The following is a 19,827-nucleotide window of genomic DNA, read 5'->3' on the forward strand; positions in this document are numbered from 1 at the left end:
TTTATATCTTAAATCTAAGAGAGTCAAAAAAGTTAGTTAAATCACCAAATTGTTTATTGCAACTATATTTTATATTTTCTAAGCTAAGGACATAAAGAAAGTGTTGATTAGAGGTTGAGTTTTATCTTGAAACCTTGTGCGTTGCTCCTTCTATCTATTAGACAAGTAAATTCTCGCTTTTCCAAGTTATTCGATTTTGCTCACACTAGCCAAATTAGAGACTCACTATTTGCATTATATGGCTGTTAAAAAACCTTTCTTCTTAGTCTAAGGGTTGTGGTTATGACATCTGGCTATCCCAAGGTCAAACCCAAAAATTCGGCGTGGGCAGACCGAGCCTTTTCAGATATTAAAGAGTACCCCTAAGGGTACTTGCCCTGTCAAATCAGCCTTGCCAAAGTTAGAAATTATTCATTCAAATTGATGAATAATCGGCGACGAAAAGAAGTAACAACTAAAAAAAAGTTGCGAACGTAGATTGAGTAATAACTCAAGCGTGTAAACGTTAATTATCGCAACTAGATTATCTAATCCACATGACGCTCAAAAGCAGCCTTGTTTGTCAAGTTTCAGGAGAGTTTTAATTAATGATTATTGTCATGAAATCCGGCAGCCCATCAGCAGAAATTGAGCGAGTTAGCCAAGAACTCCGGAGTTGGGACATCACACCAGAAAAATGTGTAGGCCAGCATAAAGTGGTAATTGGTTTGGTTGGTGATACGGCAGAGATCGATACTCGACAAATCCAAAACTTAAGCCCTTTTATTGAGCAGGTTATACGGGTGAAGCAGCCCTTTAAACGGGCTTCAAAAGAATTTCGCTATAGAGAACCAAGTGAAGTCGTTGTACCAACACCCAATGGGCCTGTAACCTTTGGTCAAAACCACCCTTTAGTTATAGTAGCTGGACCTTGTTCCGTAGAAAACGAAGAGATGATCGTAGAAACAGCGCGGGGAGTAAGAGCAGCAGGAGCGCAGTTTCTACGCGGGGGTGCTTATAAACCCCGTTCCTCTCCTTATGCTTTCCAGGGTCATGGCGAGAGTGCCTTAGGCTTGTTAGGAAAAGCTCGCGAAGCTACAGGTTTAGGGATTATCACGGAAGTAATGGATACAGCCGACCTAGAGAAGGTGGCTGCCGTTGCAGATGTGGTACAAATTGGTGCCCGCAATATGCAGAATTTTTCCCTACTGAAGAAAGTAGGTGCAACTCTTAAGCCAGTTCTCCTGAAACGGGGACTGTCAGCCACCATTGAAGAATGGCTGATGGCAGCTGAGTACATCCTGGCCTCTGGCAACCCTAATGTAATTCTGTGCGAACGGGGAATTCGCACCTTTGACCGGCAGTATACCCGCAATACTCTGGATTTATCTGTAGTGCCGGTGTTGCGATCGCTTACTCACCTGCCTATCATGATCGATCCCAGCCACGCCACTGGCTTCTCAGAATACGTGCCATCAATGGCAATGGCAGCGATCGCTGCTGGTGCAGATTCTTTAATGATTGAGGTTCACCCCAACCCAGCTAAAGCACTCTCAGATGGGCCTCAGTCTCTCACACTCGAAGGATTTGAGCAATTAATGCTCGAGTTGGCTCCCTTGGGCAAATTCTTTGGTCGTTGGGCTAAACCACCGTTCGCAACTGCAACGCCAAAGTTTGCTTCAATCTCCTCCACTGCAAGCATTTGAACAAGTTAATCAAAAGAAGTGCAATTAGCTGCCACCAAGTAGAAGTAAACCTGCAATGAATACAGCATCCTTAGGCAAGAAGACAACCTCTGGTTTTTCACTACCCTGGTCTGGGTATTCCGACAAAACCGTAGTTGTGGGCAACCACAACCTGACAATAGACGAAGTGGTTAGTGTAGCACGTCATGGTGTCCAGGTACGCATAACCGATAATCATGAAGTTTTGCGGGGTGTTTTGGCATCGTGCGACTACATTCGCAATGCTGTGGAATCTGGGCAGCCAATTTACGGCGTCACCAGTGGCTTCGGCGGCATGGCAAATGTCGTGATTTCCCGTGAATGTACCGCTCTGCTGCAAAACAACCTGATTTGGTATCACAAAACCGGAGCCGGACAAAGATTACCGCTAGCTGATGTCCGCGCTGCCATGCTCTTGCGTGCCAACTCTCACTTGCATGGTGCATCTGGCATCCGCCTTGAACTCATCCGGCGCATGGAGACGTTCCTAAATGCAGGTGTCACACCGTATGTATATGAATTTGGCTCAATTGGTGCAAGTGGGGATTTGGTGCCATTGTCCTACATTACTGGGGCACTGATTGGTCTAGACCGTTGTTATACCGTTGACTTTAATGGTGAAGAAATGAACGCACCAGCAGCGCTTGAGAAGCTGGGTTTAGAGCCATTGCAACTACTTCCTAAAGAAGGGTTGGCAATGATGAATGGCACCTCAGTCATGACAGGCATCGCTGCTAATTGCGTGTACGACACCAAAGTTTTATTAGCACTCTCCGTGGGTGCTCACGCCCTGGCTATTCAAGGTTTGAATGGCACCAATCAATCATTCCACCCATTTATCCACCAGCTGAAACCTCATTCAGGGCAAAAATGGGCTGCTGCTCAAATGCTGAACTTGCTAGCAGGTTCGCGTTTAGTCCGCGAAGAGTTAGATGGTTCTCACAACTATCGCGGTGAACATCCAATTCAAGACCGTTATTCGCTACGCTGCCTGCCACAGTACATGGGACCGATTGTCGATGGCATCGAGCAGATTCAAAGACAAATTGAGGTAGAAATTAACTCTGTCACCGACAACCCATTAATCGATGTTGAGAATCAAACCAGTTATCATGGCGGCAATTTCTTGGGACAGTACATCGGCGTGGGAATGGATCAGCTGCGCTACTACATCGGGTTGTTGGCTAAACATTTGGATGTGCAAATAGCCTACCTTGTAGCGCCGGAATTTAACAATGGACTGCCACCGTCTTTAGTTGGTAACCGAGAGCGTATTGTCAACATGGGGCTGAAGGGTTTGCAAATAGCGGGAAACTCTATAATGCCGCTGCTGACCTTCTATGGAAATTCCATAGCTGACAGATTTCCTACCCATGCCGAACAATATAACCAAAATATCAACAGCCAAGGTTTTGCTTCTGCAAATCTAGCGCGTCGTTCGGTAGAAATCTTTCAACAATATATGGCGATCGCCTTAATGTTTGGGGTGCAAGCGGTTGATTTACGTACCTATCTCGTTGCCGACCATTACGACGCCCGTGCGGGACTATCGCCCGCCACTAGAGATTTATATATGGCAGTACGTGATGTAGTGGGACAACCACCTTCACCAGACCGCCCCTACATTTGGAACGACCACGAACAACCCCTAGATGAACACATTGCCCGCATCACAGCTGATATCGCAACTGGCGGTCAGATTGTTGCAGCAATTAACAATATTTTGACTGAGTAGTTGTAGTCATGAACATCGCACATCATGTAGAGCGCGGTCATCTGTTATTTTCTGACAAAATCGCTCTGATTTTTGAGGAGAAATCTTTTACCTACAAACAGCTAGACGAGCTAGCAGGGCGAGTGGCAAATGGGTTACGAGGATTAGGAATAAACAGAGGCGATCGCGTAGCCTTATTTTTGCCAAACATTCCAGAATTTGTCATTTCTTATCTTGGCATTCTTAAAATCGGAGCGGTTGTCGTCTCGGTCAACGTGATGCTCAAAAGTGCTGAAGTTAGCTACATTCTCAACGATTGTGCTGCCAAAGCGATAATTACAACAGAGTCACTAACTGAGAATGTGCCCTCGTCAGATTTACCTGAACTGCAACACATTTTGATTGCAGAAGGTGAAGCCAACAAGAGAATTAGTTTGGCACAACTGATAGAAAACGCTTCGCCAGAGGCGTGTGCTGTCGAAATGGATCGCCATGCTCCTGCTAGCATCGTCTACACATCAGGAACAACAGGTTTTCCCAAAGGAGCTACCCTTTCTCACGGCAACGTAATTTCTAATATGTATTCCCACAACCGTTGTTGTGGAATGCGACAAGATGACCGATTGCTGCTTTACCTGCCGCTATTTCATTGCTTTGGTCAAAATGCTATTCTCAATGCCGGACTTAACGTTTGTGCAACCATCATTTTGCAACGCAGGTTTGACCTTGAGCAAGCAGTTAATACCATCGCCACTCATAAAGTAACAATGTTCTTTGGGGTACCGACAATATTCATAAAACTGCTGAATACGGAAACCTTTGGCTACAACCTTGAAAGCGTGCGTTATTACTTCTCAGCAGCGGCTCCCATGCCAATTGAGGTAGCACAGACTTGGCAGGATAAGTATGGAAAAGTTATTCATGAAGGCTATGGTTTAACTGAAACATCACCATGTGCCTGTTATAACCACGACTTGAAATACAAACTCGGTTCAATTGGCGCTCCAATTGAAAACGTGGAAATGAAAATTGTTGATGCTGACGGTAATCAAGTACTACCTGGAGAGTTGGGTGAAATAGTTATTCGAGGACCAAACGTCATGCTTGGTTATTGGAATCGCCCATTTGAAACGCAAGAAGTGATTAAAAACGGTTGGTTCCACACAGGGGATATTGGTCAAATGGATGAAGACGGCTTTTTCTATATTGTTGACCGCTTAAAAGACATGGTCAATGTTTCTGGATTCAAAGTGTATCCAACTGAAGTAGAGAATGTTATTTATCAACATCCAGCAGTTGCTGAGGTAGCTATCTATGGCCTTCCCGATGCGCTAAAAGGTGAAATAGTCAAAGCCAATATCGTACTGAAGGCTGGTCACGCAATTACAGAAGAACAAATCATTGAATTTTGTTCGGAAAGAATGGCAGCCTACAAAATTCCACGAGTTGTCAAGTTTGTTGATTCAATTCCGAAAAATCCGACAGGCAAAGTGCTGAAGCGGCTTCTACGCGAGGAGGAAATGTCTCCTTCGCCTCTGTAATAGAATTGGGCGTTTTCAAATTTATCAAATGCTGAAACTTAAAGCCTTTTTCGAGATATGCACAGACAAATCGTCCAACCAGAAGTGATATCACTTGTCTTAAAAGGTTCATCTAAGGTTTCTTCCATTAGAGACAAAGTCCATCCTTCTGTAACAAGCAAAACCAAGCGCTTGATTGACATTTTGGGAGCTTTAGTGGGAATAGCTATCACTATTGTCATTGCTATTCCAGTGGCGATTGCTATACAGCTTGATACCCCAGGCCCTATTCTATACAGCCAATTTCGCTGTGGTTTGAAGGGAAAACTTTTCCGGATCTGGAAATTCCGCTCAATGATTGTGGAAGCAGACAAGCTTAATCACCAAGTCAACAATCAAGCGAAAGGGCATATCTTTAAAAATCACAATGACCCTCGCATTACCCGTGTAGGTAGGTTTCTACGTCGCACTAGCTTAGATGAATTACCCCAGTTTTGGAACGTTCTGAGGGGAGAAATGAGTTTAGTGGGAACCCGCCCACCAACAAGGTATGAAGTCATTCACTATCAAAAACACCATTGGAAGCGCCTGAACGTTAAGCCTGGGATAACTGGTGAGTGGCAAGTGAATGGTCGTTCTACAATCAAGGATTTTGAAAAAATTGTGCAAATGGATCTGCGGTATCAGCGTAAGTGGTCAGTTATCTACGACCTTACTATTATGGTCAAGACAATTTGGGTAGTTCTGAATAAGAGTGGTGCTTGCTAACTACCAATCGCAAATTATTGGCGAATGGATAGCAACCTAAAAGATTCCGATAAGTGAAAAGTTTGTTTATTCAGTCACCAAAAGTGTCTCCTCAGTTAATTACTTTGTTGTAGGAATTAAAAGTTGACGAGCATGAGCATTGAATCTATTCCCAAAACTGCAAATAAAACTGAGCAGTTGCAAAAAAACACTGATGTCAAATCTAATCACATCTCAGTTGAACATTCAGCTGGCTCTTCTATCTTCTCGCCACCCACAGCCTCCGCACTGTCCTCGCTTAATGGAAAGCCCAGCCAGTCGGAATCAACCCAACCGACTGTTGCAGCAGCTGTGGTCAAGATGCTGGAAGATTTGGGAGTGCGCCGTGCATTTGGTGTCTCCGGGGGAGCGATCGCCTCGCTCTGGGCTAGCTTAGAAAACAGTGCCATTGAGGTGCTTCACTTCCGCCACGAAGCTGGAGCAGTTTTTGCCGCAGTTGAGTCCTACTTTGTTGATGAACGCCCTGTCGTTGTTTTTACCACAACGGGTCCAGGCATTACCAACGCGCTGACTGGACTTATGGCTGCACGCTGGGAGGGTGCGAAAGTGATTTTTTTATCGGCTGCTACCTCGGCACCGCAGCGCGGACGGTGGGCTTTTCAGGAAACCAGCACCTACACAATGCCCAGTGACATTTTTTGTACCTCTGGCTCGCTGTTTCATTATGCTACCAGCATTGAGTTTGGTGATGAACTGTCAGAGATTGCTCGCAGACTCGCTGTTGGTATGGCAAAACCGGATGGATTTGTTGCTCATCTGAGTGTCCCCACAACCACCCAATCAAGTTTGCTCAAGGCATCATTGCCTTCCGTAACTTTCTCACAAACTCTGGCAACTGCTGGGGAAGATGCGATCGCTAAATCTGTACAGTTACTCTCTGAAGAACCGTTTGCTATCTGGGTCGGCTTTGGTGCTAGAGGTGCGGCAGAGGAAATCCGCCAACTCGCTGAGAGAACTGGAGCTGCGGTAATGTCTTCGCCGCGCGGCAAGGGCATCTTTCCCGAAAATCATCCTCAGTATATAGGTGTGACAGGCTTTGGTGGGCATACCTCAGTTCTGAAATACATGCAGGAGCAACGTCCTGGGCGCGTGCTGGTTTTGGGAACCCGACTGGGTGAATTCACCTCCTTCTGGAGTCCGGCGCTAGTGCCCTCACGAGGGTTTGTGCATGTGGACATTGACCCGCAAGTGCCGGGAACCGCCTATCCATCTGTAGAAACTTTCTCCATCCAGTCTGATGTACAAGTTTTCGTCAAGGCGCTACTCAAGTACTTTCCCGAACGTCCCGGTCAGTGCCCTGTACTGCCTCATCCCCATCGTGCCATAACCAATCCTTGTGCAGAAGGTCTGGTACGGCCCGATGTACTGATGGATACCATTCAACGGGTGTTTGTCGAGGGTAGCGATGCCTTTGTGATGACCGAAGCGGGAAACTCCTTTGCTTGGGGAACTCACACACTGCGATTTACCAAACCAGGTCGCTACCGGGTCAGCACCGGGTTTGGCTCAATGGGACATGCCGGTACGGGTGTCTTAGGTGCCGCCATAGCACGAAATGGTAAAGCCATCGCCATTCTTGGAGATGGTGCCATGCTGATGAACAGCGAAATCAACACTGCCGTAAAATACCAGATTCCTGCTGTCTGGATTGTCCTCAATGACGCACGCTACAACATGTGTGCTCAAGGTATGGCGTTGTTGGGATTCAAGGGCGTAGACACGCAGATGTCACCAGCGGATTTTGTGGTGATCGCCCGTGGCATGGGAGCGGACGGCATCCGTGTTGAGAGTGAAAGCAACCTTTTGGCTGCATTAGAGAAAGCACTTACTTCTAACATGCCGTTTGTTGTTGACGTAATCATCGATCCAACCCAAATTGCACCTTTTGGAAACCGTATTCAGAGTCTGATTGAACAAGGCGCTACAGAAACAAAAGGAGATTTATCATAATGACCCAAGCAATAGGAATTCGTTCAATTGCAGTTACCTTTCCCAGCATTCTCCGTACAAACGATTATTGGCGAAATAAGTACCCGCACTCAGTTACTCAAGCTGAGCAAAAGGCATTAGCCAAGCTGTTTTCTGCCTCCGACTCCAACGCCAAAACCTGCGAATTTGACCAAGAGATGATACCTTATTTGTCAGACCCCTTTCGTGGTGCCGTCGAACGGCGGGTACTGGCACCAGATGAATCCTCTATGACCTTGGAGAAGCGCGTGGCATTTGATGCCATTGCAGCCGCAGAGATGGCGTCTGAGGATGTCGATTTGATGATTGTCACCTCCCTGTTCCCCGAACGAATTGCACCGGGCAATGCTTCTTTTCTAGTTGGTGAAATGGGCTTGCGTTGCCCCGCCTGGAATCTTGAGTCAACCTGTTCCAGTGCTTTGGTTGCCCTCCAGACTGCCAATGCCTTGGTGCAAGCGGGAGCGTACCGTAATGTATTGGTGGTCATCTCTTGCATCTACTCCCGCTTTGTTGACGACGACGATACCCTATCTTGGTTTATGGGCGATGGTGCCGGAGCCTTTATTGTTGGTAACCTCAAGTCGAACCAAGGAGTTCTGGGAACTAAAATCATTCATACCGCTGCAACCTGCGGAGCCTTCTTTAACGAACTCACAACAGACGCCCAAGGCAACCCACGGATGCGTATCCAGAATGGAAAAAACGCCAGCCAGCAGATCCGAGGCACCGGTGTGGAGTTCGTCCGTGCATGTAGTCAGGGTGCTGTAGAAGCCGCTGGTGTGACTCTCGATGACATCAAATACTTTGCTTTCAACACACCCACTGCCTGGTATGCAAACTTGTGCGTGCGGGCATTAGGTATCGATCCGGAGCGCACAATCAATCTCTATCCGCAGTTTGCAAACATTGGCCCGGTACTACCCATCGTCAATCTGTACTACGGTGCACAATTGGGCAAAGTCCAGGAAAACGACCTGGTGCTTGTCTATACCATCGGTTCGGCATCTACTGCCGCTGCAACCGTGATGCGTTGGGGCGATGTCAAGCTGGGACCCCTCCCTGCTCCCGCAGTGAGTCTGAATGAGCAGGAAAAGAGGATTCCTGCTGCTGTCTAGAAGCTAATTTGAAGCGGACATCATCCTGCTATACATCCGAATCACTGGGAGGAAATTGTGAATAGTATCAAATTTGTGAATGAAGACAAAGAAGTCATCGTCATGGATGGCACAAACCTGCGCCTCAAAGCTATTGAGAGTAGTGTAGATATCTACAAAGGGATGACAAAACTGCTGAATTGCCGGGGCAATGGTAAATGTGGCAATTGCATGGTGGAAGTCGTGGCAGGCTCAGAAAATCTGTCTCCACGGACTCCGGTAGAAGAACAGAAGCTGAAGAAGAAGCCTGCTAACTATCGTTTAGCTTGCCAGAGTTTGGTGAATGGAAATGTTGCTGTGAAGACAAAACCCTAAGGATTGGCAGATATGAATCTGAGCAATAGCTAATGAATTCTGATGGAGTATTCCACGTAGATCTTTTGCTAAAGGAACACCTATCTATGGTTACTGTGAAAAAGTTATCGATGGTTATTACTGGAGCAGCGCTTTCCTCTTTATGTGTGGGGTTGGAAGTTACACAGGCACATCCAGGACACTCGCCTTTCGTACCCCATGAGATTTCCTCGCCTTTAACAGCAGGAGGTCAGGATGTACTAATAGTGCCACCGGATGCATCAGGTCGTCCAGTGTACTCTGTGTTTACTGGATTGAGTACCTTTTTAGCAGTGGGTCAAGAAACTGGCGGACAGTTCTCGCTATTCGATTTAACCGTTACTCCGCAGAACGGACCTCCACCACACAGGCACTTTGACCAAGACGAGGCGTTTTACGTTCTGGATGGAGAGTTGAGGTTTTTATTGGGAAACGAAGCTATCGTTGCCACTCCCGGAACCTTTGCCTACATCCCCAGAGGCAGACGGCATCAATTTTTTAACCCCAGTACAACGCCTGCAAGGTTGTTGGCGCTCACTGTTCCGTCCGGGTTTGAGGGATTTTTCGCAGAAGAGGGTCGTCTTGTCACAGACCCGTCTAATCCGCCACCACCACGTACAGACTTTACAGAAATCGCACCAATCGCCGCAAGGTATGACACAGCACTTGCGTTGGAACCGGAACCGTCCGACATCCCTCAAGGACTCCGGGATTTCATCCTAGTGCCACCGGGCGCACCAAATCGTCCGTCGTTCAATGAGGCGGGTAGTTTGTTTACTTCTCTAGCAAGCAGTGAAGAAACCGATGGGCTGTTCTCGCTATTTAATGTTTTGCTGACACCGCAAGCTGAACCCAAACAACTACAGCGCAGCGATCGGAAAAGTCAGTCATTCTACATCCTAGATGGTGAGGTGACGTTCCAAATTGGGGACAAAACTACAGTAGGGACACCTGGAACTTTTGTCTACCTTCCCGAAGGAACATCTTACACCTATCAAAATCTTGGAACGACACCTGCAAGAACACTGTTACTCAGTACCCCAGCCTCAGTCCCTGAACCTGCTTCTGCATTAGGTCTGTTGGGTTTAGGTGCTTTCGGGACAGTTTCTCTACGAAAACGCAGAGAGAAACAGGAAAACCTGTCGTAACTCTCGCGTAATTGCCTACAACCAACAGTAGAGCTTGTTGACAGGTGACTTTCAAGCTCAGTGACATTAATTGTGCAACCCCATGAGGTGAAACAGCGAACTATAAAGGGGACTAGCTCTCTGCTGAAGCAAGTCAAGAGCATCTCTTGTCCTAAATCCCCTCTCTCTGACATCACCTAAACCTGGATGAACGAAAACCTATTAAACGGAGAAAACGCTAATGTTTGTTCTACCTAAATCTACACAAGTGCTTGTTGTCGGCGGTGGACCTGCCGGATCTACTGCTGCCACTCTCTTAGCGCGTGAAGGTTTTGATGTGACTCTATTAGAGAAGACAGTTGGACCACGCTACCACATCGGCGAATCGCTTCTGCCTGCTGCTCTAGAAGTTTTTGACCTACTAGGTATCCGAGAAAAGGTTGACTCTTATGGATTCTACCGGAAGTCAGGAGCGTTCTTTGAGTGGGGATCTTTGAAGTGGGAACTCGATTTCGAGCAAGTACTTGGTACGTACAGCTACCAAGTTCGTCGCGCTGAATTTGACAAACTGCTTTTAGATCATGCTAAAAGCCAAGGCGTTAAAGTCTTTGAAGGGGTTGAAGTTCGCAAGCTATTTTTCGATGGAGAACGACCTACTAACGCTATCTGGGCTGAGGCAATCAAGGATAGTAATTCTGGAGAGTTGTCTTTCGACTACCTAATTGACGCATCAGGTCGTGCTGGTTTGATGTCCACACGCTACTTGCAGAACCGACAGTACCATAAAGAGTTTCAAAACTTAGGGATTTGGGGCTACTGGAAGAATGCAGACATAGCGAAAATCCGTCCGGCTGGTAGCACTGTGAGCGCTTCTCTCAATGATGGATCTGGCTGGATTTGGGCAATTCCCCTGCATGATGGCACGATAAGCGTAGGTCTGGTCATTAATCAGATGATGTATAAGGAGATGCGAGCTACTGCGGATCTGGAGGAAATTTACTTCAATGCCATTAATAAAAAGTGCCCGTGTGTAGCAGAGCTTCTTGCTCCAGCCGAATTAGTATCCCCTGTGAAGGTAGAGCAAGACTATTCTTACACAGCTGAGAGGTTCTGTGGATCGGGCTACTTCCTATTAGGAGACGCTGCATGTTTCTTAGATCCCTTGCTTTCGACTGGAGTACACCTTGCCACTCTTAGCGGGACATTGGCAGCAGCAAGTTTAGCAAGTGTGCTACGAAATGATGTGACAGAAAACCAGGCATACTCTTATTACGATAGAGGTCTTCGACATACTTACCTACGCCTGTTGGTAATTGTTTCGTCTTTGTACGATCTAATGCGTAAGAAGGAATTTACTTCCGAGGAGAAGCAGCAGCTTCCTAAACCTGATGACATCAGCTTTGAACCGAAGGATCAGCCTCCGAACTTTTTGCCTGGTATGGAGGATCTGTCAAAAGCTGAGGCGGGTCTTCGTCATCAGGTTACTGAAGAAATGGTGGAAATACTTGCAACCAGCTCTGCTGTTTTGGAACACGTCGAATCAACCTCGAATATGGGGGAAACTCACGCGATATCAATGGATAATGTCTTCAGTTCGTTGTGGCAACAGCTATTCTCATGGTCGTTACCCAAAGAAAACGGTTTGCAGGTCATAACGAAACCACGACTAGGATTAATCCCTGCGAGCGAATATAGCACTACTGTAGTGGGAATGAATAGTGAAAATTCGACTCTAGAAGAGAATACCCAAGGAGTAGTGCAGACGGAGTTGGATGCCGCTCTCGCTGAGGTTTAGAGGGTGTTCCTAAATCCTTTTACTCCTTTCCCAACAGAAGAATACCTATTTAACGAACCGCGTTAGCGCGGCGATTCGCGATAGCGAATTAGACGTGAAGAGCGCGAAGTAAGAAAGAAAAAATAGGTAATTTTACAGCGGGAAGGGAGTAAAAGAGGACGCTAGTTGAACTATCAATCTTCTGTGAAGAAAGCACTCTATGACTACTCTAAAAAACTTACCGATGGTTTCCGTAGGCACAGTATTGATTGCTTTAGGAACCTCGAATGCAGTGCAAGCCGCTCAATTTTTTGGCTCTCCACAGCCTTTAGGAGAGAACTTTGTCCGTTCCTTCGTCATCTTGGATGATGATGAAAAACCCTTAGAGGTTGGCGTAATACTCACCCAAGGGGCGCTATCTTTACCCACCAGCGATACTGCGCCTAATATTTCGACTGTACTTTCTTTGCCCTCTGAGGCTTCAGATGTAGCCGTCAACCACTTTGAGTTGACCTATCGCCCACATGGTTTTCCAGGACTCCCAGAAGTCTTGGGTGTACCCCGGTTCACCATTGATTCTTTCCTGATCAGTCCCCAGGAACGTGCTTTAATTTGCCCCTATCCGGACACAACTGGCTCAGTAGCGACATGCACGCCTGATGAGCTGGCACAGGTTCTCACGCCACCTCAACCAGGAGTTGTTCCGCCGGGGTTGCAGCCCACTGGAATTGTAAGTCCTGGCATCGGAGCGCGTTATTTTGACCCTGATGTACTCCTTCCTATACTCACGCAGCAACAGCCATTTACCACGCTCTATGATTATGCTTTCTTTAATGGTCAAGCGAGCGTGATAGGTTTTGGAGCCACAAAAGCTTTTCTTGAGACGCAATCAAATGTCACCAAACCTATTAAAGTACCAAGTTCTTACACAAAGAGTGGATATTATCCAACCGAATATAGCGTTACCTTTGATCCAACTTCTCAAGAATACAAGATGGTGCTAGGTGGGTTGACATATCGTTCTGTTCCGGAAATTTCCCCTAGATTGGGTTTAGTTATGCTTGGGTTATTGGGTGTAGTTTTTGAATGTAAAAAGCGATTAGCAAAAATTTAATAGCCGAATCAAGATAGAGAATGAAAAATTATTTTTTGGCTACGTAAGCTTCAGTAAAAAACATCAACATGATTAAGGATAAAGTGTTATGACAAATCAACGTATTGCAAGATTCAAAAGCCAAGGAATCATCATAGCTACAATGATGGCACTCGGCTCGACAATGGCAATGGCATCAGCCACGACAGCAGCCACATTAAAGGTCTCCGTCGAGAACCTAAGCCCTACAAAAGGCTCTATCCTGAGTGCAGTCTGGGTTGCCTTTCACGATGGCAGTTTTGACACTTTTGACTTAGGTGCCCCCGCTTCATCAGGGATTGAACATGTGGCAGAGGATGGTACTCCAGGTCTTGAAAACACTATTCCAGGTTTTATCGAGGCTCTTAAAGCTCTAGGTGTTGATATTACCAACTCCCCCATTCCTGCCAATGAAACCATTGCCAGTTTGTTCGCCAGCAGTTCAGCGGGTATGAACGGTGGTATCCAAAGCCTAGTCTTCCCCGACATTTTGTTATCGCCACCTTCTCCAGTGATTTTCCCAGGTCAGATTGCCACGAAGATGATCTCGCTCAACGGTAGTGTCACCAGCCACCGCTACTTCAGCTACACCACATTTGTCTTTCCTAGCAACGATGCTTTCATCGGCAATGATGACCCCATCGAAATCTTTGACGCTGACGGTAAGTTCATCGGGGCTGACTTCATTGTTCTTGGCAATCAAGTCTTGGATGCTGGTACCGAAGTGAACGACGAGGATCTGTCCAACGTCACGTTTGATCTCAGTAAAGTCGGCAAGGGCGTTGACGAAAACGGAACAATCCAGCTCCACCCAGGTTTAAAATCACTAGGAACCGGAGGTGTCCTAGATTATGAATTCCCTGGGGGGGACAGACTGTTTGCCAACGCTGATTTTAAGGCTCCAGGCTACCAGGTGGCGCGAATCACAATTACACAAGTGCCAGAGCCTGTGCCGGAGCCAGCCACCACCACAGGACTGTTCGCCCTCGGCGGATTGTTTATATTGCGTCGTCGAGTTCGTCAGGGTAGGTGAGATTTTTGTTCGATACATATTTCATGTTAATGTTTTTCGAAGCTATGACTAGTGTGAAAAAGTTATCAATTGTACTCGCAGGAGTAGCGTTTTCTACTCTCTCTTTAGGACTCAAAACAGCACAGGCACATGGAGGACACTTACATCCAGATTCAGGGCACTTACCCTCAGATTCAGGACAATCACCTTCATCAATAGACCCTCGCATAGAATCAAATTCAATCTTCTATGGGGAAGCGCGGCCTCTCGGAAATGGATTGGTTCGTACTTGGGTAAGACTTAATGATAATGAGAATCCCACAGATATTGGTGTTTCATTTACTGACTCAGCACTGTTCGGGTTGCCCGGAGAATCTGATGATGTCGGAGAATATCCCCTAAAGTTACCGCTGTTAGATGGTATCGATCATTCGACATTCGAGTATGAACTTCTGTTTCCAAAAGAAGCTGAGGCTACGCCATTCACCCACTTAGCACTGAATTGGAATCCTAGCGGTCATGCACCGGAGGGAGTCACCACCGTACCCCATTTCGACTTCCATTTTAATTTGTTTACCCCAGAGGAACGTCACACAATCACAGCTGACAATTTAGAAGATTTCTTGACGAAAGCGTACAAAGCGCCACCTGTGGAATTCCTTCCTCCGGGTTATATTGCCCCACCTATGGCTGCTGAACCCCGCATGGGAGTCCATTATATTGACCCTACATCACCGGAATTTCAAAGACCTTTTGATAGGGTATTTATCTATGGGTCTTACGACGGCAAGATGGCTTTTTGGGAGCCAATGGTTGCCAATTCGTTTCTTTTAACCAAGCCCAATACTACTGACTTAATCAAACTACCATCTGCTTATCCGAAGAGTGGTTATTATCCCACCGCGTACAGCGTCAATTATGCCAATGGGGAATACTCAGTGTCTTTGAATGGATTGAAATATCGTTCCGTTCCTGAACCGAGCTTGACACTAGGTACTTTAGCTTTTGGTGCTTTCAGTGCCGTTTCTTTCCTGAACAAAAAGCGGAAACAAACTGCTTAGGTTAATAATTTTGTAGCACTAGGAAAGGATAATTTGCATGTTTGCAAATCCAACACAAACCACTACGGCAGCCGAAGCCGCTTCGACTGCCTACCCTACGGAGCTATCGGACACAGCCCACAACATTCTTTCCGTGCAGCAAACAACCTGCTGTATCGTTGGGGGTGGACCAGCAGGAGCTATTCTATCGCTGCTCTTGGCACGTCAGGGTATTCCTGTAATGCTCCTGGAAGCTCATAAGGATTTCAATCGCTACTTCCGGGGTGACACACTTCACTCCTCAGTCCTGGAAATGATGGACGAACTGGGTCTAACCGATCGCTTACTGCAAATTCGCCATACTAAGACCTATAAATATATCACCCAAACCGCCGACGGTCCTGTGACGTTTGCCGACTTCAGTCGCTTAAAAAGCAAGTACCCGTTCATGATGATCATGGAACAAGTACGCTTTCTAGATTTCATCGTCGCTGAAGCACAACGTTATCCAAACTTTCAGCTAGTGATGGGTGCAAATGTACAGGAGTTGATTGAGGAGGATGGCATTATTCGCGGCGTCCGCTACCGAGGACAAGGTGGCTGGCACGAAGTCCAAGCTGATTTGACAGTCGGTGCCGATGGGCGCTTCTCCCGTACCCGCCAGTTAGCAGGTCTGAAGCTTATCGAGCATGAGACACCCATTGATGTTCTTTGGTTTCGCTTACCTCGCAGACCCGATGAACCAGAGGAAGAACTCGGAGAATTTGGTCGCGGTTGCCTTTTAGTTCTCACTAATCGTTTTGAGTATTGGCAAATTGGCTACATCATTCCTAAAGGTCACTATCAGCAGCTTCATACATCTGGACTGGAGGTACTGCGTCGGTCTGTCGCTGAAACGATGCCAATGCTGGCAGACCGAGTAGATCATCTCAAGGAGTGGAAGCAAGTAGCGCTCCTCCCGGTCAAGACGGGTCGTCTCAAACGTTGGTATCGTCCTGGCTTGCTGCTAATTGGTGATGCAGCCCATATCATGTCACCTATTGGTGGTGTAGGCATCAACTACGCGATTCAGGATGCGGTTGTAGCAGCCAATGTACTCAGCCGTCCGCTAAAAGCTAGAAATGTACGGCTGCGCCATCTAGCAGCAGTGCAGTTTCAGCGCGAATGGCCGACGCGAATCATCCAGTGGTTTCAGTCTTTATCCCACGAGCAAATTATCGTCAAAACCTTCAAATCTGGTAAGCCGTTCAAGCCGCCGAAAATCATGCTCCTGCCCGTCATGCGTGACCTCCCCGCCAAGCTGATGGGCTATGGGGTTTGGCCTGTTCATGTAAAAAGTTAGTTTTTAAGGATTGGTATCAAATGAGCGAACAAGAGAATATACAGATAGTGCAGCAAATGTGTACAGCTTTTGAGCAGGGTGATATCGCCACTTTACTCAATTTATTAGCAGAAGATGTGGAGTGGTTTGTAGCTGGATCGCCAGAACATGCGCCGCTTGCAGGTACATATTATGGTCGCGATCGGGTAGCCCAAATTTTTAGTACCGTGGGTGAATACTTAGAGTTACAACAGTTTCAGGCACAAGATTTTATTGCTCAGGGAAATCAAGTTGCAGTATTTGGGCACGCTCTAGGTCATGTCAAGCCCACTAATTGCCCACTCGAATACGATTGGGTGCATGTGTATACTTTGCAAGGCGGTAAGACCGTAAAGTTTCGTGAATACCTGGATACGGCTGCGATCGCAGCCGCTTTTCGCGGTACTGAAACTCTTTCTGTGCCTGAGGTTGCCTCGCGTTCCGAAGCATCTGTAGCAGCATATAAGTAGCACACAAGGGTAATAGGGAAGAAATGCAGCCCTAAGTAACTGGGTGCAAATAAAGGTAACTGGTGAGTGCTGCTAATAGCTAATTGCTTTTTTACCATTAGCTATTAGCAACTTCACAGTGATAATGTGGCGTGTTAAAGGCTTGATTTCTCAATCATTTCATTGAACTGCAACGTCCTCTAAAAAGTCAAGGTGCTAGTAAATGGAGTAGGAGTATATAGCGTGCCACCTTTGCCTAGTTTAGTAACCGTTCTAGCTCTCATCCTTTACTTCGTTGTCAGTATAAATGTGGGTAGAGCTAGAAATAAATACAAGATTGCTGCTCCGCAAATGTCGGGAAACCCTAACTTCGAGCGAGTGCTGCGAGTGCAGCAAAATACCTTAGAGCAACTAATACTCTTCCTGCCTGCCCTGTGGTTGTTCTCCCAATTCGTAAATCCAGTCTGGGGAGCTGGAATTGGTGCAGTCTGGGTAATTGGTCGTGTTTTATATGCTTGGGGCTATTATCAAGCTGCTGAAAAACGGGCACTAGGCTTTGGAATTAGTATGCTGGCAAACGTAGTGCTGCTTTTAGGTTCTCTAGCAGGAATAGTTGTAACTCTGTTTAAAACTGCATTGTAGACAGTTGTCAGTTGGCCAACCCTTGCGTTTTCTTGATGGTTTTATAGAGGGTGTAATCGCATCGATAAACGGTATAATTTCAAACCTTTAGGGGTGCGAACGCTCTTGTTTTAGAATGCTGGAAAGCCAGACATAGAGAGGTTTTGTAAATTTCTGGATATGTCTATTGTAGTTTTCTAGCTTTCGATAAATGATTTGCAAAGTGTCAAGTTAAACGTGATAGAGTTTCAGGGTTGAGACCAAGCTTAAACCCGCCGTTGCCTTGTCCGTCTTTGGTGTCGGTCGTACCTGTCCATCACACTGCTAGGTGCATCGCGGACGAGTGCTTAGTTCGGGATCGTCCGCCCCGAAAGATATCCCCTGAGTTCTTGTCCCTTTATCGGTCTTGACCCTAATCCTTGTAGATAAACGAGGATTACGCCCACTGTAAGGTACATTAAGTAAATCAATTGCCCGCCTCTTCGCCGCTTCCCCTCGTCTATCATACCTGGATGTCACGCTAGGAGAAGAATGACTCGCCAGTTGAGATACAGTCACAATATCAGCTGCCACATCTAAGAGGTTACTAATAAAGGTTCTTCTGAGATTGTGAGGAGAAAAGGGCGCTATATCCGCTTGCTCACCTCTTCTTTGTAAAGCAGATGTTATCCCCTGCTCACTCATCCGTCTAGGGATAATGCGTTTAGCTTTGCTCAAAGGATATAAAAGAGGTCTTGATGCCCTTCCTGGGGAAAAGTAGCCTCGCTGCACTGAGCAGCAATGCAATGGCTGAAACGCTTTCCAGGTAGCCATTACAGAAAAATTTCTAGCTGATTTTTCTGTTACTGTTCAAGCTGCAATCGTTCGTTCATATCTAGCCGAAAGATGCCGTAGGGATTAATATAGCCCCAAATGAGTGGCGTCAGCGCTCTTAGGTCTTCTGTCTGCATCCGCTCAAACCATTGCTTGCATCTACCCATACAAAGGTCTCCGGGGTTGTGCGTAGAAGCGCACATCCAGAAATTGTAGAACTTTTTTATTTAATTGTTTGACTTTTTTATTTGTTTACAGCTTGAATGCACCGCATGACGGACAATTGGGAGTAATATCGAGAAGCTTACTTCTGATAAATTTATGCCCCGGATTGTCTCTTGGGACACCTCTGAGTTGATACTGACCGAGCCGCTGCCTCTGACGCTTCACCCAGCAGCGGTGTACCTTTCTCTTTTGTCTCCCGGCTCTCGACTGACGATGCGCCAGTCCTTGGATGCGATCGCGTCTCTGCTCACTCAAGGTCAGTGTGACGCGATGACGCTCAATTGGGCGGCGTTGCGGTATCAGCACACGGCAGCGGTGCAGGGAGCGTTACTGGCCTCGCGAAAGCCGGAGACGGTCAGAAAGATGATGTGTGCCTTGAGACGGGTACTTAAAGAAGCGCTGCGGCTGGATTTGATGGATGCGACTGCTTATGCCAAGGCAATTGATTTACCTCAGATTCGGAGCAATCCGGAACTCAGGGGCCGTGCCTTAAGCGAGGATGAAATTGCGGCGTTATTTGAGGCGTGCCACAATGACTTGACGCCTGCGGGTGTTAGAGATGCGGCTTTGATTGCGATTCTTCGGGTGGGGTTGCGTCGGGCTGAGGTGGTGTTTTTAGAGTTGAAAGATTTTAAGGCGAGTACGGGGGAAGTGAAGGTACGGGGTGGTAAAGGCGGGAAAAACCGCACGGTGTACCTTCCAAGCGATGCTATTGCACTGGTGGAAGATTGGTTGAAGGTCAGGGGACGTTCTCCAGGTGCGCTGTTGTGTCCTACTTGGAAACGGGGTCGAATCCATATTAGACCTCTAACGCCCCAAGCGGTGCTGATGATTCTTCGCAAACGGGCACTGGAAGCTGAGGTCGATCTGTTTTCTCCTCACGATTTTCGGCGGACATTTTGCTCGGATTTACTGGATGCAGGGGTTGATATTGTGACGGTGGCTTCTTTAGCGGGACACTCTTCGCCGGAGGTGGTGGCTAAATATGACCGTCGGGGAGAGGAAACTAAACGAAAAGCTGTGGAGAAGTTATCAATTCCTAGCAAAGGTCGAACTACCAAATAGCGCAGTACTA

At 46.9% G+C, this 19,827-nt stretch carries 18 protein-coding genes; 16 read left to right on the top strand and 2 right to left on the bottom strand.

Going from position 1 to position 19,827, the window contains the following annotated elements:
* Positions 1–587 precede the first annotated feature (587 nt).
* The 15 genes from aroF (at position 588) to H6F66_RS00680 (ending at position 17,735) form a co-directional block, all read left to right on the top strand.
* A complete protein-coding gene (aroF, locus tag H6F66_RS00610; RefSeq protein ID WP_190417218.1) occupies positions 588–1,685 on the top strand; it encodes a 3-deoxy-7-phosphoheptulonate synthase in 1,098 nt (365 codons plus the stop codon).
* A gap of 55 nt (positions 1,686–1,740) precedes the next feature.
* Complete coding sequence (locus H6F66_RS00615; RefSeq protein ID WP_190417220.1) at positions 1,741–3,438, top strand: aromatic amino acid ammonia-lyase; 1,698 nt, start codon at positions 1,741–1,743, stop codon at positions 3,436–3,438.
* An 8-nt stretch (positions 3,439–3,446) separates the two neighbouring features.
* Complete coding sequence (locus tag H6F66_RS00620) at positions 3,447–4,958, top strand: long-chain fatty acid--CoA ligase (protein WP_190417222.1); 1,512 nt, start codon at positions 3,447–3,449, stop codon at positions 4,956–4,958.
* Between the two features lie 57 nt (positions 4,959–5,015).
* Positions 5,016–5,705, top strand: a complete 690-nt coding sequence (locus tag H6F66_RS00625) for a sugar transferase (protein ID WP_190417224.1) — start codon at positions 5,016–5,018, stop codon at positions 5,703–5,705.
* Positions 5,706–5,837: 132 nt separating this feature from the next.
* A complete protein-coding gene (locus H6F66_RS00630; protein ID WP_190417226.1) occupies positions 5,838–7,694 on the top strand; it encodes a ScyA-related TPP-binding enzyme in 1,857 nt (618 codons plus the stop codon).
* On the top strand, positions 7,694–8,827 hold the full coding sequence (locus H6F66_RS00635) for a 3-oxoacyl-ACP synthase III family protein (protein WP_190417228.1): 1,134 nt from the start codon (positions 7,694–7,696) through the stop codon (positions 8,825–8,827). Before H6F66_RS00630 ends, H6F66_RS00635 begins: the two co-directional genes overlap by 1 nt.
* 57 nt (positions 8,828–8,884) lie before the next feature.
* Positions 8,885–9,181, top strand: a complete 297-nt coding sequence (locus H6F66_RS00640) for a 2Fe-2S iron-sulfur cluster-binding protein (RefSeq protein WP_190417230.1) — start codon at positions 8,885–8,887, stop codon at positions 9,179–9,181.
* An 86-nt stretch (positions 9,182–9,267) separates the two neighbouring features.
* A complete protein-coding gene (locus tag H6F66_RS00645) occupies positions 9,268–10,347 on the top strand; it encodes a cupin domain-containing protein (RefSeq protein ID WP_190417232.1) in 1,080 nt (359 codons plus the stop codon).
* 220 nt (positions 10,348–10,567) lie between these two features.
* Positions 10,568–12,121, top strand: a complete 1,554-nt coding sequence (locus H6F66_RS00650) for an NAD(P)/FAD-dependent oxidoreductase (protein WP_190417234.1) — start codon at positions 10,568–10,570, stop codon at positions 12,119–12,121.
* A 199-nt stretch (positions 12,122–12,320) separates the two neighbouring features.
* Positions 12,321–13,214, top strand: coding sequence for a DUF5602 domain-containing protein (locus H6F66_RS00655; protein ID WP_190417236.1), 894 nt, complete (start codon positions 12,321–12,323; stop codon positions 13,212–13,214).
* Between the two features lie 169 nt (positions 13,215–13,383).
* On the top strand, positions 13,384–14,265 hold the full coding sequence (locus H6F66_RS00660; protein WP_190417238.1) for a spondin domain-containing protein: 882 nt from the start codon (positions 13,384–13,386) through the stop codon (positions 14,263–14,265).
* Positions 14,266–14,309: 44 nt separating this feature from the next.
* Complete coding sequence (locus H6F66_RS00665; protein ID WP_190417240.1) at positions 14,310–15,305, top strand: DUF5602 domain-containing protein; 996 nt, start codon at positions 14,310–14,312, stop codon at positions 15,303–15,305.
* Positions 15,306–15,342: 37 nt separating this feature from the next.
* On the top strand, positions 15,343–16,626 hold the full coding sequence (locus tag H6F66_RS00670; RefSeq protein ID WP_190417242.1) for an FAD-dependent oxidoreductase: 1,284 nt from the start codon (positions 15,343–15,345) through the stop codon (positions 16,624–16,626).
* Between the two features lie 20 nt (positions 16,627–16,646).
* Complete coding sequence (locus tag H6F66_RS00675; protein ID WP_190417244.1) at positions 16,647–17,114, top strand: nuclear transport factor 2 family protein; 468 nt, start codon at positions 16,647–16,649, stop codon at positions 17,112–17,114.
* 222 nt (positions 17,115–17,336) lie between these two features.
* Positions 17,337–17,735, top strand: coding sequence for an MAPEG family protein (locus tag H6F66_RS00680; protein WP_190417246.1), 399 nt, complete (start codon positions 17,337–17,339; stop codon positions 17,733–17,735).
* 303 nt (positions 17,736–18,038) lie between these two features.
* Here the strand turns inward: H6F66_RS00680 and H6F66_RS00685 are convergent, their stop codons facing one another.
* Complete coding sequence (locus H6F66_RS00685; protein ID WP_190417248.1) at positions 18,039–18,527, bottom strand: site-specific integrase; 489 nt, start codon at positions 18,525–18,527, stop codon at positions 18,039–18,041.
* Positions 18,528–18,556: 29 nt separating this feature from the next.
* On the bottom strand, positions 18,557–18,694 hold the full coding sequence (locus H6F66_RS00690; protein WP_190417250.1) for a hypothetical protein: 138 nt from the start codon (positions 18,692–18,694) through the stop codon (positions 18,557–18,559).
* A 154-nt stretch (positions 18,695–18,848) separates the two neighbouring features.
* On the opposite strand from H6F66_RS00690, the gene H6F66_RS00695 reads away from it, so the two are divergent.
* Positions 18,849–19,817 carry a site-specific integrase gene (locus H6F66_RS00695; RefSeq protein ID WP_190417252.1) on the top strand — a complete coding sequence of 323 codons (969 nt, stop codon included), beginning with the start codon at positions 18,849–18,851 and terminating at the stop codon, positions 19,815–19,817.
* Positions 19,818–19,827 lie beyond the last annotated feature (10 nt).

Source organism: Trichocoleus sp. FACHB-6, assembly GCF_014695815.1.
In the GTDB taxonomy this organism is placed as follows: Bacteria; Cyanobacteriota; Cyanobacteriia; order Cyanobacteriales; family FACHB-T130; genus Funiculus; species Funiculus sociatus.

Excerpts from the sequence above, each read along its gene's own strand:
- aroF (WP_190417218.1), top strand. The coding sequence starts at position 588 with ATGATTATTGTCATGAAATCCGGCAGCCCATCAGCAGAAATTGAGCGA.
- H6F66_RS00615 (WP_190417220.1), top strand. The coding sequence starts at position 1,741 with ATGAATACAGCATCCTTAGGCAAGAAGACAACCTCTGGTTTTTCACTA.
- H6F66_RS00620 (WP_190417222.1), top strand. The coding sequence starts at position 3,447 with ATGAACATCGCACATCATGTAGAGCGCGGTCATCTGTTATTTTCTGAC.
- H6F66_RS00625 (WP_190417224.1), top strand. The coding sequence starts at position 5,016 with ATGCACAGACAAATCGTCCAACCAGAAGTGATATCACTTGTCTTAAAA.
- H6F66_RS00630 (WP_190417226.1), top strand. The coding sequence starts at position 5,838 with ATGAGCATTGAATCTATTCCCAAAACTGCAAATAAAACTGAGCAGTTG.
- H6F66_RS00635 (WP_190417228.1), top strand. The coding sequence starts at position 7,694 with ATGACCCAAGCAATAGGAATTCGTTCAATTGCAGTTACCTTTCCCAGC.
- H6F66_RS00645 (WP_190417232.1), top strand. The coding sequence starts at position 9,268 with ATGGTTACTGTGAAAAAGTTATCGATGGTTATTACTGGAGCAGCGCTT.
- H6F66_RS00650 (WP_190417234.1), top strand. The coding sequence starts at position 10,568 with ATGTTTGTTCTACCTAAATCTACACAAGTGCTTGTTGTCGGCGGTGGA.
- H6F66_RS00655 (WP_190417236.1), top strand. The coding sequence starts at position 12,321 with ATGACTACTCTAAAAAACTTACCGATGGTTTCCGTAGGCACAGTATTG.
- H6F66_RS00660 (WP_190417238.1), top strand. The coding sequence starts at position 13,384 with ATGGCATCAGCCACGACAGCAGCCACATTAAAGGTCTCCGTCGAGAAC.
- H6F66_RS00665 (WP_190417240.1), top strand. The coding sequence starts at position 14,310 with ATGACTAGTGTGAAAAAGTTATCAATTGTACTCGCAGGAGTAGCGTTT.
- H6F66_RS00670 (WP_190417242.1), top strand. The coding sequence starts at position 15,343 with ATGTTTGCAAATCCAACACAAACCACTACGGCAGCCGAAGCCGCTTCG.
- H6F66_RS00675 (WP_190417244.1), top strand. The coding sequence starts at position 16,647 with ATGAGCGAACAAGAGAATATACAGATAGTGCAGCAAATGTGTACAGCT.
- H6F66_RS00685 (WP_190417248.1), bottom strand. The coding sequence starts at position 18,527 with ATGGCTACCTGGAAAGCGTTTCAGCCATTGCATTGCTGCTCAGTGCAG.
- H6F66_RS00690 (WP_190417250.1), bottom strand. The coding sequence starts at position 18,694 with ATGGGTAGATGCAAGCAATGGTTTGAGCGGATGCAGACAGAAGACCTA.
- H6F66_RS00695 (WP_190417252.1), top strand. The coding sequence starts at position 18,849 with ATGCCCCGGATTGTCTCTTGGGACACCTCTGAGTTGATACTGACCGAG.